Genomic DNA, 15,305 nt, shown 5'->3' with positions numbered 1-15,305 from the left:
GGTCCTACCGTTCGATGTCGCAGGGGCCCGCGGCGGCGGACACACAGGTTTGGATGAGGACGCCCGGCTCGGCCTCGGTGAGCTCGCCGGTGCGCAGGTCGCGGACGGCGCCCGCCTTGAGCGGCGTGACGCAGCCGAAGCAGATGCCCATGCGGCACCCGGAGGGCATGAGCACGCCGGCCTGCTCGCCGATGTCCAGCAACGGCGTGGCGCCGTCCGCGTCGACGGTCTTGCCGGTGGCGCTGAACGTGACCTCGCCTCCGTCGCCGGCGACGACGATGCCGGGGCGGAAGCGTTCGGTGTGCAGGCGCTTCTGGACGCCGTGCCTGCTCCAGTGTTCTTCGGCGGCGTCGAGCAGTCCCGCGGGCCCGCAGGCCCAGGTCTCGCGTTCGGCCCAGTCGGGCACGAGTTCACCGAGACGGGCGATGTCGAGCATGCCGTCGGTGTCGGTGTGCACCTCGGTGAGCCGCAGCTTCTTGTCCGCGACCAGGTCGTGCAGTTCGTCGCGGAAGATCACGTCCTGCGGCTGTGGCGCGCAGTGGACCATGACGACGTCGTCGAACTCGGTGTCGCGCAGCATGCCCATCACGGGTGTGATGCCGCTGCCGGCCGTCAGGTAGAGCACCTTGGCCGGCGTGGCCTGCGGCAGCACGAAGTCACCAGCCGCCTGGTCGAGCTGGACCAGCGTGCCCGGTTTCGCCCTGCGGACCAGGTGGTTGCTGACCTTGCCGTCCGGGATCGCCTTCACGGTGATCGTGACGCGGCCGTCCTGGCGGTTCGTCGGCGAGGTGAGGGAGTAGGCACGCCACAGGCGCACCCCGTCGACATCGACCCCGATCCGCACGTACTGACCGGCTGTGTGGCCGCGCCAGCCCCGTCCCGGCCTGATCACGATGGTCGCGGCGTCAGCCGTCTCGGGGTGCACGGCCTCGATGCGCCCGCGCAGGTCTGCGCCCGCACGCAGTGGGCTGACCAGGTCGAGGTAGTCCGACGGCAGCAGCGGCGTTGTGACCATCTCCAGCAATTTCCACGCCCTGCTGCGAAGGGCTGCACTCGTCATGGCTCCAGCTTGCTGCGCCTCAGGGCGTAAAGTCCTGACCGCAGGACGTGAATCTGGTGGGTGGAATTGTTCGCAGGGAACAAAGACGTGAGCCATGCAATCCGGAGGGTCAGCGAACTGGCCCTCGATGAGACGACGGTCACCGCACTGAGGGCCGCGCTGAAGACCACCGCCGACGAGGTCGTCCAGGCGATCATCGACGAAGTTCCCTCCTACGCCAACGCCCTGTCGGGCCATATGGGCGCCACCATCCGCCGAGCCGTCCGCACCGCCCTGGGGCACTACCTGGACCTCGCGAGCGGGAACGCCACAGCCGACGACGGCGGTGACGCGGCCTACGAGCTGGGCCGCGGCGAGGTGCGTGACGGCCGTTCGATGGACGCCCTGCTCAGCGCCTACCGCGTCGGCGCCCGTGTGGCCTGGCGATGCCTGGCCGCGGGGGCCGTGTCCGCAGGTCTGCCCGCCGCCGAGGTCGCCAAGTTCGCCGAGCTGACCTTCGCCTACATCGACGAACTCTCCGCCGCGAGCGCCGCGGGACACGCCGACGAACTGGCCGCCCGGGGCAGGGCCCACGAGCGCCACCTGGAACACCTGGCCCGCGACCTCCTCGCCGGCGCGAGCCCGGACGTGCTGCTGGCCTCCGCTCAACGGGCCGGCTGGCAGCCTCCGGATTCGCTGACGGCGGTCCTGCTGCCCGCCGCCCAGGCCCGGCCCGCCTACCGTGCGCTCGACCCGGGCACCCTCGTCCTCGACGATCTGTCGGACGCCACCGGTGTGCTGCTCGTCCCCGATGCCGACCGACCACATCTCCTGCGGCAGCTGACCGACCGCACCGCCGTGGTCGGCCCGGCCCGGCCATGGACCCGTGCGTCCGCCTCGTACGCACGAGCCGTACGCGCCCGCTCCCTCTCCTCCGACATCCGCGACACCGAGGACCACCTGCCCGAGCTGGTGCTGACCGCCGACATGGACGCGTTCGCGGACCTGCGTGCCCGAGCCCTCGCACCGCTCAGGACCTTGCCTGTCACGACCGCACGGCGGCTGGAGGAGACGTTGCGGGCGTGGCTGCTGCACCAGGGCAGGCGGGACGAGGTGGCGGCGGCGTTGTTCGTCCATCCGCAGACCGTCCGGTACCGGATGTCGCAGCTGCGGGAGCTGTTCCCGGATCTCGCATCGCCACACCGGGTCCTTGAACTGACGCTGGCGGTCGGCCTCCGGCCCAGTTGACGCGGTCGGTTACCGCAGCCTCGCCGGCGTTCACCACCGAGGCCGTCCCGGCTGCCACCCCTCGCTCCCTGCGGCAGCCTCGTGCAAGGAGTGCTGTGGTGCGAGCGTGAAACCACGGGATCTGCCGGTCACCCGGCAGACGCAGGTGGTTCACCGGGCAGGCACGGGTAACCCGGCAGATGGCCGCCGCCGGCCGCGCGGAGCAGGCGGCGGCCCACAGCCACCCGCGTTGGAGGAACCTCGTGAACGGCGAATCGACCATCCCATCCTGCGAGACGCGCTTCCCCGCAGTCACGGCGAGCATCACGGCCGCCCGGCACTGGGTCCGCGACTGCGTGGAAGGTTTCGGCGGCCCGCTTCGCCGGCACCGGATGATCGAGACCGCCGAACTGCTCGTCTCGGAACTGATCACCAACGCCATCCGCCACGGCTCCGGCCCGCCTTTGATCCAGCTCACCTGGAACGGGCGGTGGCTGCACATAGCCGTCAGCGATTCCAGCGACCGCTGGCCCCGAAAACGCGCTACCGGGAACACCGAGCCCGGCGGTTTCGGCATCCAACTCCTCGACCGGCTCGCCCGGCGCTGGGGCGTCACCCCCGGTCACCCCGGCAAAACGGTCTGGGCGGAACTCGGCCTCGACTCCTGAGCGCGACGGCGGAGCCGACCACCAACGGCGTCGTCCACGGCGCCGGCCGCGAAATCGTCCGACGCCTCGAGCGATACGCAGCCCGAGAGGTCCTCAGCCTGGTCAGAGCCGTATCCGTCAGTCCCCGTTATAGGGGCGTCCGTGAGACGTGAGATGGTCTGACGCGTGAGTGAGACACCACCGAACACCCTGCAATACCGCTTCGACGGGCCGGAAGAGGCCCCGGTCCTGATCCTGGGTCCCTCACTGGGCACCACCTGGCACATGTGGGACCGGCAGATCCCCGAGCTGACGAAGCAGTGGCGGGTGTTCCGCTTCGACCTCCCGGGACACGGCGGCGCCCCCGCCCACCCCGCGGCCTCCGTCACCGACCTCGCCACGCGGCTGCTCGCCACCCTCGAAGGCCTCGGCGTCCACCGCTTCGGGTACGCCGGCTGCGCGCTCGGCGGCGCCGTCGGCATCGAGCTGGCCCTGCGCCACCCCGAGCGTCTCGCGTCCCTCGCGGTGATCGCCGCCTCGCCCCGCTTCGGCACCGCCGACGAGTTCCGTCAGCGTGGCGTGATCGTGCGCACCAACGGTCTTGACCCGATCGCCCGCTCGGCGCCCGAACGCTGGTTCACCGGCGGGTTCGCCGCCGCCCAGCCCGCGATCACCGAGTGGGCCGTGCAGATGGTGCGCACCACCGACCCCGGCTGCTACATCGCCGCCTGCGAGGCCCTCGCCTCCTTCGACGTCCGGGCGGGCCTCGGCAGCGTCGGCGTACCGACCCTCGTGCTCGTCGGCTCCGAGGACCAGGTCACCGGGCCCGCCGAGGCCCGCACCCTGGTCGCCGGCATCCCCGACGCCCGCCTCGCCGTCGTACCCGGCGCCAGCCACCTCGTGCCGGTGGAGCAGCCCGCCGCCGTCACCGACCTGCTGGTCCGGCACTTCTCCACCGCCTGGCAGCCCCTCCCCGAGAACGCCACCGGCCACGTCGTGCTGCCCGCCGCCGCGCCCCGGCCGCCGCAGGCGCCGGCCGTCGCCCCGCCGCAGCCCGCCCCCGTCGCCGAGATCGCCCCGGCCGCCGTGTCCGCGCAGGCGCAGGGCGCCCCGGACGCGTACCACGCCGGGATGAAGGTCCGCCGGGAGGTGCTGGGCGACGCGCACGTCGACCGGATCCTGGAGCAGACCGACGCCTTCTCGGAGGACTTCCAGGAGCTCGTCACCCGGTACGCCTGGGGCGAGGTCTGGGACCGCCCAGGACTCGACCGCCGCACCCGCAGCTGCGTGACCCTCACCGCCCTCGTCGCGGGCGGTCACCTCGACGAGCTCGCCGTGCACACCCGTGCCGCCCTGCGCAACGGGCTCACCCCGGACGAGATCAAGGAGGTGCTGCTCCAGGCGGCCGTCTACTGCGGCGTCCCGGCCGCGAGCGGGGCCTTCCGCGTGGCGCAGCAGGTCATCCGCGAGGAGACGACGCCGCCCGAGTGAGCCCGCGCCGCGCGGACGGCCCGGCCCGCCCCCGACGTGCCGCCCCGCACCCCGGATGCAGGATGGAGCCATGAAGCTCATCAAGATGTCGCACTCCTGCGTCCGGCTGGAGAAGGACGGACGCGTCCTCGTCGTCGACCCGGGCGGGTTCAGCGAGGAGGACGCCGCTGTCGGCGCGGACGCCGTGCTGGTCACCCACGAGCACCCGGACCACTTCGACGAGGGCCGGCTGCGGACCGCCATGGAGGCCAACCCGGCCGCCGAGATCTGGACGCTGAAGGCGGTCGCCGACCGGATCTCCGCCGCCTTCCCGGGCCGCGTGCACACCGTCGGCCACGGCGACGCCTTCACCGCCGCCGGCTTCGACGTCCAGGTGCACGGCGAGCTGCACGCGGTGATCCATCCGGACATCCCCCGCATCACCAACGTCGGCTACCTCGTCGACGGCGGCAGGCTGTTCCACCCGGGCGACGCGCTCACCGTCCCCGACCACCCGGTCGAGACGCTGATGCTGCCCGTCATGGCGCCCTGGAACAAGATCTCCGAGGTGATCGACTACGTCCGCGAGGTGCGCCCCCAGCGCGCCTATGACATCCACGACGCCCTGCTCACCGACCTCGCACGCCCGATCTACGACCGCCAGATCGGCGCCCTCGGCGGCTCCGAGCACCTGCGGCTGGCTCCCGGGGACGCGGTCCGGCTCTGAGCCCCAGTGGCGGCCGTCGCCGCCCGTCCCCAGGTCACGGCCGCCGGCCGCGCGCTGTCACAGGCGGCGGGTAGGTTGTGAGGCATGCGCATCGCGACCTGGAACGTGAACTCGATCACCGCCCGCCTGCCGAGGCTCCTGGCCTGGCTGGAGAGCAGCGGCACGGACGTGCTGTGCCTCCAGGAGGCCAAGGTCGCCGAGGCCCAGTTCCCGGTGGAGCAGCTGCGCAAGCTGGGCTACGAGTCGGCGGTCCACGCCACCGGCCGGTGGAACGGCGTGGCGGTGCTCTCCCGCGTCGGCCTGGAGGACGTCGTCAAAGGCCTCCCGGGCGACCCGGGGTACGACGGTTCGGTGGAGCCCCGTGCCGTCTCCGCGACCTGCGGCCCGGTGCGCGTCTGGTCGGTCTACGTGCCGAACGGCCGCGAGGTGGAGCACCCGCACTACGCTTACAAGCTCCAGTGGCTGGAGGCCCTGAAGGCGGCCGTCGCGGGCGACGCGGCGGGCGACCGCCCGTTCGCCGTCCTCGGCGACTTCAACATCGCGCCGACCGACGACGACGTGTACGACCGGGCCGCCTTCGAGGGTTCCACGCACGTCACCCCGGCCGAGCGCGCCGCCCTCGCCTCCCTGCGCGAGGCCGGCCTGACCGACGTCGTTCCACGCCCCCTCAAGTACGACCACCCGTACACGTACTGGGACTACCGCCAGCTCTGCTTCCCCAAGAACCGCGGCATGCGCATCGACCTGGTCTACGGCAACGAGCCGTTCGCCAAGGCCGTCACCGACTCCTACGTCGACCGGGAGGAGCGCAAGGGCAAGGGCGCCTCGGACCACGCCCCGGTCGTGGTCGACCTGGAGGTGTGACAGGGGCCGGCCCGGCGTCGGCGGACCCCGCGCGCCTGTGGTGCGCGGGGCGGTTCGAATGACAGGCTGGCAGTATGAGGATCCCGTTCCTGGGCAAGCGGCGCCGGAAGGACGAACTCCCCGGCCCGGAAGGGCTCGCGGAACTCCTCGCCGAGTGCGCGCTGTTGCGCTCCCAGGCGGAGCGGGAAGGGGTCCGGCTGGACGACGGACCGGCCTCGCTCGAGGCCCTCGACCAGCTGGTTCCGCGCTGGCGTGACGACGAGGACACCTCCGACTGGCTGGGGAACGACGCCGGGTTGTACCTGGGCACCGTGATCGTCCGCACCGTCGAGGGCGCCGCCTGGGGGCTTCGCCCCGACGGACAGCCGGTCGTACGGCTCGCCGGGGGGCGGGAGTTCGACGTCGTCGACGCGGGACACCGGTGGGCGGCCGACGGGGCGCCCGAACTGTCGCAGTGGTACGCGGAGGTCGCGGAAGGCTGACGTACGCGCCCCCTGCGCGCCCCATCACCCGCCGTAAATACGGCTTATGCCCGAAAAGTGCGTGTCGTATCGTCCTGACGATCTTGCCCGGATACGTTGCGGCGGTCACCATGACGTACGGAAACCTGTCCGCCCGGACCTCGACTACGATGTTCCCTCCGTCCCGGTGGGGGAGGAGACTTCGCGGCGTAAGCGGGGACGCCGCCGCCGGGAGGGGGCCGCCCGCCCAGCCGGGGCGGCGGATCACACAGGCCGGTCCCGTCCGGCGGCAGCCGGAGATCACTGCTTCCGGCGGCAGCGACCGAGCCACGGTCGCCCGCAGGTGAGGAGAAGGTCAGCTGCGCGCCGGACGGGTGGTGCCGCCCGGCCCCCACGAGGGCCGCTGCTGTTCCTGAGGCGCGCCCCGCGAACACGCGGGGACGTGAGCCCCGCCCACCGCGCCGGGCCCGCCCGGCGGATGTCCCGCGAGCGTCGGCCGTATACGCCAGGGTGCGTGCCGTCCGGGCCGAGGACGTGTGCTCCGACCGACCCCGGGTGAGCACCGCGCCCCGCGGGAGCCCGTGCGCCCCGGCCGTCCCGAGCCCCGACGCCCGCCGGGCGTCAGTTCCCCTGCCCGCCACGGGCGTTCCGCCGTGTGCCCCGGCCCGCCCGCGGGGCGTCCCGTGGAGTCGGGGACCCTCAGTCCGCCCGGTGCGACTTTTTCTGCGCCTTCGGCGCCGCCGGCTCCGGAGCCGCGGGCAGCGGACTCTGCGCCGGCTTGGTGACGTCCGCGACCAGTTCCACCACGTCCGGGCCGTAGGCCTGCGAGTTGACGACCTTCAGCAGCAGCACGAACGACCCCGACCCGTACTTGCGGGCCAGCCGCTCGTGGTTGCGGGCGAGGTAGCGGGTCGCCGCCTGGTTGGTGATCGCCCGCTGCCCGCAGAACAGGAACACCGGCCGTGTCTCGCGCCGTTCGCCCGCCGTCAGCCGCGCCAGCAGCACGTACTCGGTGACACCCGGCTCCATGCGGTACAGGTCGGCGCCTATGCGGAAGGCGCCGCGGTCCGGACCCGGCTCGGGGTCGATGTTGACCCGCACCCCGGGCAGCATGGCCGCCATGTGGGCGACCATCCGCCGGTTCGACCCCGGCCCGCCCACACAGAACTCGGTCCGCTCGCCGAACCCCTGGTGCGCCGCGTCCTGGGTGACCACCTGGACGTGCGCCCCGCAGTCCTTGATCAGCGCGGACAGTTCGAGCAGCGCGAACACGTCGAAGCGGTGCACCGCCGGTTCCGCCGTCGCCGGGTCGCGGTTGACGACGAGCAACGACTCGGCGTTGTCCGGCAGTCCGAAGAACGCCTGCTTGCGGCGGAGCTTGCGATTCCAGAGGTAGGTACGGGCGATCCAGCCCAGGGCGGCGCTGATGCCCGCGGCCACGAGGCCCAGCACGATGTTGCGCACGTCGTCATTCATGGGCGGGCATGCTAGCGGTCTCGAGCGCACCCGTGTTCGACACCCCGGACCGCCGGACACCGCGACCGCGGCCGACGGCACGCCCGTACGGCCTCCCTGACGCGGGCATGGCGGCGAACTAAGCTGCCCGGACGGCCCTTTACTGGAGGTGCGGATGCGTCGCCCTGTCGCACGGAACATCGCGGTCCTCGCGGTCACCACCGCCGTCGTCTCGGTGGGAGCGGCCGCGCCGCCCACCCCCCACGACGGGAAAGCTCACCATTCCCGCCCGGCGTCCAAGACGCCGGTGGCCGTCGGCCACGGCGGCGCCGTCTCCAGCGTCGACCCCGACGCCACGGCCGCCGGCATCGAGGTGCTGCGCAAGGGCGGCAACGCCGTCGACGCCGCCGTGGCCACGGCCGCCGCGCTCGGCGTCACCGAGCCCTACTCCGCCGGCATCGGCGGAGGCGGCTACTTCGTCCACTACGACGCCAAGTCCCGCACCGTGCAGACCCTCGACGGCCGCGAGACCGCCCCGCTCAGCGCCGATGCCGGTCTCTTCCTGGAGAACGGCGCGCCGATCCCGTTCGCCGAGGCGGTCAGCAGCGGACTGTCCGTCGGCACGCCCGGCACCCCCGCCACCTGGCAGCGCGCGCTCGACAAGTGGGGCAAGCGAAGCCTCGGCACGGTCCTCGCGCCCGCCGAACGCCTCGCCCGCGACGGCTTCATCGTCGACGAGACCTTCCGCGCGCAGACCGCCGCCAACGAAACCCGCTTCCGGTACTTCCCCGACACCGCGGAGCTGTTCCTGCCGGGCGGCGAACTCCCCGCCGTCGGCTCCACCTTCAAGAACCCCGACCTGGCCCGCACCTACCGCGAGCTGGGCCGCGAGGGCGTCGACGCCCTGTACCGGGGTGACATCGCCCGCGACATCGTGAACACGGTCGACAAGCCGCCCGTGGACCCGGCGTCCGGCTGGAACGCCCGCCCCGGCGACCTGACCCTGCATGACCTCGCGACCTACCGCACGAAGCTGCAGGCACCGTCGAAGACCTCCTACCGCGGCCTCGACGTCTACTCCATGGCACCCTCGTCCTCCGGCGGCACGACCGTCGGCGAGGCGCTCAACATCCTGGAGCGCACCGACCTGTCGAAGGCGAGCGACGTACGCCATCTGCACCGCTTCATCGAGGCGAGCCGCATCGCGTTCGCCGACCGGGGCCGCTGGGTCGGCGACCCCGCCTTCGAGGACGTACCGACGAGAGAGCTGCTGTCGCAGCGGTTCGCGGACGCGCGCGCCTGCCTGATCAAGGACGACGCCGTCCTCACCAGCCCCGTCGCCCCCGGCGACCCCCGCCGTCCGGAGCCGTGCGCCGCGGGCGGCACGGCCGCGCCGACGACGTACGAGGGCGAGAGCACCACGCATCTGACCACCGCCGACCGGTGGGGCAACGTCGTCTCCTACACGCTCACCATCGAGCAGACCGGCGGCAGCGGCATCACCGTGCCCGGGCGCGGCTTCCTGCTCAACAACGAGCTGACGGACTTCTCCTTCGCCCCGGCGAACCCGGCCGTCCACGACCCGAACCTGCCCGGCCCCGGCAAGCGGCCCCGCTCGTCCATGGCGCCGACGATCGTCCTCGACCGGCACGACCGTCCGGTGGTGGCGCTCGGCTCGCCCGGCGGCGCGACCATCATCACCACCGTGCTGCAGACCCTCACCAACTTCCTCGACCGCGGTCTGCCCCTCGTCGACGCGATCGCCGCACCCCGCGCCAGCCAGCGCAACGCCGCACAGACCGAACTCGAACCCGGCCTGTACGACAGCGGGCTGAGGCAGCGGCTCGAGGCGATCGGTCACTCCTTCCGGGAGAATCCGGAGATCGGCGCGACCACCGGTGTGCAGCGGCTGCCCGGCGGCGCCTGGCTCGCGGCGGCGGAGAAGGTCCGCCGGGGCGGCGGCTCGGCGATGGTCGTCCATCCGACGCGGTAGCGGCCCGCACAGCGGCCGGCCCGGCGTCCCTTCGCAGGGGCGCCGGGCCGACCGCTGCCCAGAGTCACAGCTCCGGCGCCGGCGTCTCCTGCGTGCGGAAGACCAGGCGTCCGTCCTGCGCGTCCACCGTCACCCGGCCGCCCTCCCTCACCCGGCCGTCCAGCAGCAGCCGGGACAGCTGGTTGTCGACCTCCCGCTGAATGGTCCGGCGCAACGGCCGCGCGCCGTACTCCGGTTCGTAGCCCCGCTCGGCGAGCCAGTCCACGGACGCGTCGGTGAAGTCGGCCGTGATGCCCTGCCCCTTCAGCCGACGGCGGGTGCTCTCCAGCAGCAGGTCGGTGATCTGCCGCAGCTCCTCGCGCGTGAGCTGGCGGAACACCACGATCTCGTCGATCCGGTTGAGGAACTCGGGCCGGAAGTGCTCCCGCAGCGGCCGCAGGATCTGCTCCCGCCGCGCCTCCTCGTCGGCCTCCGCGCCGCCCGTCGCGAAGCCCAGGGTCGCGCCGCGCCGGGTGATGGCGTCGGAACCGAGGTTGCTGGTCATCACGATCACGCTGTTGGTGAAGTCCACCGTGCGGCCCTGCGAGTCGGTCAGCCGGCCGTCGTCCAGCACCTGCAGCAGGATGTTGAACACGTCCGGGTGGGCCTTCTCCACCTCGTCGAGCAGCAGCAGCGAGTACGGGTGCCGGCGCACCACCTCGGTGAGCTGACCGGCCTCCTCGTGACCCACGTAGCCGGGCGGAGCGCCCACCAGGCGGCTCACCGTGTGCCGCTCCTGGTACTCGCTCATGTCGAGGCGCACCATCCGGTCCTCGCTGCCGAACAGCGCCTCCGCGAGCGCCCGCGCCAGCTCCGTCTTGCCGACGCCCGTCGGGCCCAGGAACAGAAAGCTGCCGATCGGCCGGTCCGCGCTGGACAGCCCCGCGCGGGAGCGCAGCACCGCGTCCGAGACGACCCGTACGGCCTCCTCCTGGCCCACCACCCGCTGATGCAGATGCTGCTCCAGGCCCAGCAGGCGGTCCTTCTCCTCCTCGGTGAGCCGGCTGACCGGGATCCCCGTCTGCCGGGCCACCACCTCGGCGATCGCCTCGGCGTCCACCCACAGGCTCTGGCCCTCGTCGACCTCGTCTCCGCCGCCGGCCTGCGCGATGCGTTCCTTCAGCTCCGTGATGCGGTCGCGCAGCTGCATGGCCTGCTCGTACTGCTCGTCCGCGACCGCCTGGTCCTTGTCGCAGGTCAGCTGCTCGACCTCACGCTCCATCGCGCGGACGTCGGTGCCCTTGGTGCGCGCCCGCAGCCGCACCCGGGCGCCCGCCTGGTCGATCAGGTCGATCGCCTTGTCCGGCAGCCTGCGGTCGCTGAGGTAGCGGTCGGACAGCTCCACGGCCGCCACCAGCGCCTCGTCGGTGTATCGGACCTGGTGGTGCGCCTCGTAGCGGTCGCGCAGACCGCGCAGGATCTCGATCGCGTCCGCGGGCGTCGGCTCCGGCACCATGATCGGCTGGAAGCGGCGGGCCAGGGCCGCGTCCTTCTCGATCCGCCGGTACTCCTCCAGGGTCGTCGCGCCGACGATGTTCAGCTCGCCGCGCGCCAGGGCCGGCTTGAGGATGTTGCCGGCGTCCATCGAGCCGCCCTCGCCGCCGCCCCCGGCGCCGACCACGGTGTGCAGCTCGTCGATGAACACGACCAGCTGGTCGGAGTGGGCACGGATCTCGTCGACGAGGTTGTTCATCCGCTCCTCGAAGTCGCCCCGGTAGCGGGTGCCGGCGACGACGCCGGTCAGGTCGAGGGCGACCACGCGACGGCCGAGCAGGATGTCGGGCACGTCCCCCTCGGCGATCCGCTGCGCCAGCCCCTCCACCACGGCGGTCTTTCCGACACCCGCGTCGCCGATCAGCACGGGGTTGTTCTTGCCGCGGCGGGACAGCACCTCGACGGTCTGCTCGATCTCCGTGTCCCGCCCGATCACCGGGTCGATCCGTCCCTCGCGGGCCAGCCCGGTCAGGTCACGGCCGTACTTGTCCAGGGTGGGGGTGTTGGACGACGGCCGGGGACGCTCCGGGCGCTGCTGCTGGGCCTCCGGCGTCTCCTGCGGGCCGGACGGGGCGAACCGGGCCGCGTTCAGGATGTGCCCGGCAGCCGAGTCGGGATTGGCGGCGAGCGCGCTGAGCACGTGCTCCGGGCCGATGTATCCGGCGCCGCTCGCCCGGGCCATCTCGTGCGCGTCCAGCAACGCCCGTTTCACGGCGGGCGTCAGGGACAGCGACGTCGGCGGCGGGGCCTCGCCGGGACCGTGCTGCACGGGGCCCGACCGGTCGTCGATCTGGGACGCCAGCGAGTCCGGGTCCGCGCCCGCGCGGCTGAGCAGACTCCGGGTCGGCTCGGCGGAGAGCGCGGCACGCAGCAGGTGCTGGGTGTCCAGGTCACGGCTGCCGTGCTCGGCCGCGTACTGGGCGGCGCCGCGCACGAGTTCGCGGGCGGGCTGGCTGAGAAGCCTGCCGATGTCGATCTGGCGGGGGCGCTGTCCGCCGAAGAAGCGGGCGAGGAATTCTGCGAACGGGTCACCCTCCGGGCCGACGAAACCACTCGTCATCGTCATCCGTTCCTTCGCTGGGTCGACGTGCCGGAGCCGGGTAACCCGGCGGGGGCGCGCTCATGCCCACGATGGCACGATCGGCGGGGGCGGGCACGTCAGGAAGCGACGGAGCACGGTCCGCGACAGGACGGTCGCCCGGACGCAGCAGCTGGCTCGCGGCCAGTGCCCGGTAGAGGGGGTTCGCCGCCAGCAGCTCCTCGTGCCGTCCCTGTCCGACGGTGCGGCCCCTGTCCAGGACGACGATCCGGTCGGCGTGCCGCACCGTGGACAGACGGTGGGCGACGATCAGCACGGCGCACTCCCGGGCCACCTCCCGCATCACCGTGGTCAGCGCGGCTTCGTTGATCGCGTCGAGGTGCGAGGTGGGCTCGTCGAGCAGCAGGAGGGAAGGGCGGGCGAGCAGGGCCCGGGCCAGCGCCACACGCTGGCGCTCGCCGCCGGAGAGGGTGCTTCCGCGCTCGCCGACGACGGCGTCCAGGCCGCCGGGCAGCCGGTCCACGAGCTCGCCGAGCCCCACCAGGTCCACCACCCGCCTGAGCTCCGCCGCCGAGGCGTCGGGCACGGCGTAGGCGATGTTCTCCCGCAGCGTGCCGTGCACGACGTGCGTGTTCTGGTCCACGACGGCGATGCGGCGCCGACACGCGTCGCGGCCCAGTTCGACGGACGGCCGGCCGTCGAAGAGCACGGCGCCCGAGTCCGGCTCGTAGAAGCCCGCGATCAGGGCGAAGACCGTGCTCTTCCCGGCGCCGGAGGGGCCCACCAGGGCGACCTGACGGTACGCGTCGACGGTGAAGGACACCCCGCGCAGCACGGGCCGGTGCGGTGCGTAGCCGAAGTGGACGTCGTCCAGGGCGAGCGGGGGCCGCTCGCCGGAGCCTGGTGCCCCGGCGCGGGACACGCGCCGGGCGGGTGCCGCGGCCGGCCCGGTGCGCTCGACCGGCAGACGCATGGCCTGCTCGACCCTCTGGTGAGCACCCATGCCGCGCTGGATCTGTCCCACCGCCTGGAACACGGAGGACAGAGGCAGGACGAGGTACGAGGCGTACAGCAGGAAGGCGACGAGATCGCCCAGAGAGCCGGACCGCCCGCCGACGCGCAGGCCGCCGACGACGAGAACGAGGAGGAACGAGCCCTGGACGGCGAGTTCGACGGCGGGGCTCATCACGGAGGCGAGCTTCGCGGTGCGCACGCCCGCGGCGTGCGCCTCGGCCACCCGGGCCCCGACACGGGCGGACTCCCGCTTCTCGGCGCGGTGCACCCGGACCATGGGCAGGGCGCCCAGCGCCCGCTCCAGATCGGCGGCGATGGCGCCGACCGCCCGCTGCATCTGCTCCGAGGCGCCCCGGAGCGCCGTGAACAGCGAGCTCACGACAGCGGCCGCGACGGCCACGGTCAGGACGACGAGGAGGAGCAGCAGTGGGTCGAGCCACGCCATCAGCACGAGGGCGCCCGCGGCGACGATGCTTCCGGTCACCAGATCGACCAGGTTCTGGGACACGACCTCGCGCAGCAGAGCCGTGTCGGCGGTGACGCGCGAGACGAGGTCGCCACCGCGCTGGCGGTCGTACACGCGCATCTCCAGCCGCAGCAGCCGGTCGACCAGGCCGAGGCGGAGTTGTCGTACGACCCCCTCGCCCGTCCGCTCCAGGAGGAAGCGGCCCACCGACCCGGTGACGGCCTCGGTGAGGAACAGCACGCCGAGCAGCCCCAGAAACGGCCAGACGACCTGCCCGCGGCCGCTCGCGTCCACGGCCTGCCGCGCCACGAGCGGCTGGGCCAGGCCGAGACCGGAGCCCGCGAGAGTCAGCAGCACGGCCACACCCATGGCCCGTCGGTGTCCGGCGGTGAGCCCGAAGAGCGTGCGCAGCGCCGCCCGGGTGGACCGCCCCCCGGCCGGGGCGTCGGCGGGCTCGGCCCGTCGCCGGGCGTCCGGGGCCTGGGTGCCCGCCGGCTCGGGTCCGTCGAAGGGTGCGAGGGCGGAGGGCGAGGGTTCGGGTGGCGGGTGGGGGTGCGGTTCCGGTGCGGTCGGGGTGGGGTGGAGGTCGTGCGGGGGTACGGGGCCGGAGGTGTCGGTTCGCTGCCCGGGGTCGTGCGCCGGGACGCCAGGGCGGGCATGGTCGCCGGCGGGGACGATGGGATCGGTCATCGGGAGGACGGCTCCACGGTGACCAGTCGGGCGAAGTAGCCGTCGGGCACGCCTTCGCCGACCAGGCTGCCCTCCGCCTCGATCCAGGCGTGGGCGGTGAAGGGCGGTACCACACGCACGCCCGCGCACCAGGTCGGCCACGTCCCCCGTAGCCGGCACAGCAGCGCGGCCCCCAGGGAACGCGGCAGACACCCCTTGGGCCCGGTGCAGCGCAGGCTGACGGCGCACAGGGCGTCGCGCGCGGCCTGTGCCTGGACGGCGGTGGCGGGCGCCGCCCCGCGCCGGATGACGCGCAGCACGGCGCGGATGCGGCGCGGCGGCAGCAGGGTGAGCAAGACGGCGGGCACCAGGACCAGCCGGGCGGCCAGCCGTAGCCCGAGCGGCACACCCGTGGGCCGCTCCAGCGCGCTGGGCGTGGTCATGAGGCCAGCCCCGCCTCGCGCAGGTCACCGACGAGTGCCTCGACGTCCCGCAAGGCCCGCGTCGGGTCGATGTCGAACTCCCGGACGAGGGCGGCGACCGCGTCGGCGACCTCACCGCCGTCCAGCAGCGCACGTACCACCAGTGTGGCGGTCGGATTCAACTCCCAGTAGGTTCCACCGCGTTCGTCCAGTAGCACGGTGCCGTAGTCGGTCTCGGCCGTGGAGACGTGAGCGTCGAAACGCAGGGGCATGACATCG

The 15,305-nt window shown here is 73.1% G+C and carries 13 protein-coding genes; 7 read left to right on the top strand and 6 right to left on the bottom strand.

Going from position 1 to position 15,305, the window contains the following annotated elements:
* Window positions 1-4: 4 nt before the first annotated feature.
* Entirely contained in the window at window positions 5-1,060 is a 1,056-nt protein-coding gene (locus ELQ39_RS05275) for a ferredoxin reductase (RefSeq protein ID WP_242591171.1), read from the bottom strand.
* Between the two features lie 87 nt (window positions 1,061-1,147).
* Between ELQ39_RS05275 and ELQ39_RS05270 the strand changes: the two genes are divergently transcribed.
* From ELQ39_RS05270 to ELQ39_RS05245, 6 genes are all read left to right on the top strand, one after another.
* Complete coding sequence (locus ELQ39_RS05270) at window positions 1,148-2,287, top strand: PucR family transcriptional regulator (protein ID WP_242591170.1); 1,140 nt, start codon at window positions 1,148-1,150, stop codon at window positions 2,285-2,287.
* Between the two features lie 179 nt (window positions 2,288-2,466).
* The gene (locus tag ELQ39_RS05265) at window positions 2,467-2,934 is read left to right on the top strand and encodes an ATP-binding protein (protein WP_242591169.1); all 468 of its coding nucleotides are present in this window, start codon (window positions 2,467-2,469) and stop codon (window positions 2,932-2,934) included.
* A gap of 165 nt (window positions 2,935-3,099) precedes the next feature.
* Window positions 3,100-4,404 (top strand): bifunctional 3-oxoadipate enol-lactonase/4-carboxymuconolactone decarboxylase PcaDC, encoded by a 1,305-nt coding sequence (gene pcaDC, locus ELQ39_RS05260; protein WP_242591168.1) that lies wholly within the window; start codon window positions 3,100-3,102, stop codon window positions 4,402-4,404.
* Window positions 4,405-4,474: 70 nt separating this feature from the next.
* Window positions 4,475-5,110 carry an MBL fold metallo-hydrolase gene (locus ELQ39_RS05255; protein WP_190001474.1) on the top strand — a complete coding sequence of 212 codons (636 nt, stop codon included), beginning with the start codon at window positions 4,475-4,477 and terminating at the stop codon, window positions 5,108-5,110.
* Window positions 5,111-5,194: 84 nt separating this feature from the next.
* Window positions 5,195-5,974: an exodeoxyribonuclease III gene (locus ELQ39_RS05250; RefSeq protein ID WP_242591167.1), complete on the top strand. Its 780-nt coding sequence runs from the start codon at window positions 5,195-5,197 to the stop codon at window positions 5,972-5,974.
* Between the two features lie 74 nt (window positions 5,975-6,048).
* Window positions 6,049-6,456 (top strand): DUF6278 family protein, encoded by a 408-nt coding sequence (locus tag ELQ39_RS05245; RefSeq protein WP_190001476.1) that lies wholly within the window; start codon window positions 6,049-6,051, stop codon window positions 6,454-6,456.
* 678 nt (window positions 6,457-7,134) lie between these two features.
* Here ELQ39_RS05245 and ELQ39_RS05240 read toward each other — a convergent pair.
* Entirely contained in the window at window positions 7,135-7,911 is a 777-nt protein-coding gene (locus ELQ39_RS05240) for a hypothetical protein (RefSeq protein ID WP_242591166.1), read from the bottom strand.
* 154 nt (window positions 7,912-8,065) lie between these two features.
* On the opposite strand from ELQ39_RS05240, the gene ggt reads away from it, so the two are divergent.
* Window positions 8,066-9,883 (top strand): gamma-glutamyltransferase, encoded by a 1,818-nt coding sequence (gene ggt / locus ELQ39_RS05235; protein ID WP_242591165.1) that lies wholly within the window; start codon window positions 8,066-8,068, stop codon window positions 9,881-9,883.
* Between the two features lie 64 nt (window positions 9,884-9,947).
* On the opposite strand, the gene ELQ39_RS05230 is transcribed toward ggt, so the two are convergent.
* The 4 genes from ELQ39_RS05230 to ELQ39_RS05215 are packed head-to-tail and all read right to left on the bottom strand — an operon-like array spanning window position 9,948 to window position 15,298.
* Window positions 9,948-12,476, bottom strand: coding sequence for an ATP-dependent Clp protease ATP-binding subunit (locus ELQ39_RS05230; RefSeq protein ID WP_242591164.1), 2,529 nt, complete (start codon window positions 12,474-12,476; stop codon window positions 9,948-9,950).
* On the bottom strand, window positions 12,445-14,625 hold the full coding sequence (locus tag ELQ39_RS05225) for an ABC transporter ATP-binding protein (RefSeq protein ID WP_242591163.1): 2,181 nt from the start codon (window positions 14,623-14,625) through the stop codon (window positions 12,445-12,447). Before ELQ39_RS05225 ends, ELQ39_RS05230 begins: the two co-directional genes overlap by 32 nt.
* The gene (locus ELQ39_RS05220) at window positions 14,622-15,047 is read right to left on the bottom strand and encodes a lasso peptide biosynthesis B2 protein (RefSeq protein ID WP_190001481.1); all 426 of its coding nucleotides are present in this window, start codon (window positions 15,045-15,047) and stop codon (window positions 14,622-14,624) included. Before ELQ39_RS05220 ends, ELQ39_RS05225 begins: the two co-directional genes overlap by 4 nt.
* A complete protein-coding gene (locus ELQ39_RS05215; RefSeq protein ID WP_242591162.1) occupies window positions 15,044-15,298 on the bottom strand; it encodes a lasso peptide biosynthesis PqqD family chaperone in 255 nt (84 codons plus the stop codon). The genes ELQ39_RS05220 and ELQ39_RS05215 overlap by 4 nt, the downstream gene beginning before the upstream one ends.
* Window positions 15,299-15,305 lie beyond the last annotated feature (7 nt).

Origin of the sequence: Streptomyces sp. GB4-14 (assembly GCF_022696125.1) — a bacterium.
GTDB classification, from domain to species: Bacteria; Actinomycetota; Actinomycetes; order Streptomycetales; family Streptomycetaceae; genus Streptomyces; species Streptomyces werraensis.
Note: the sequence above shows the minus strand (reverse complement) of the source record. Positions and strands in the feature narration are given on the sequence as shown.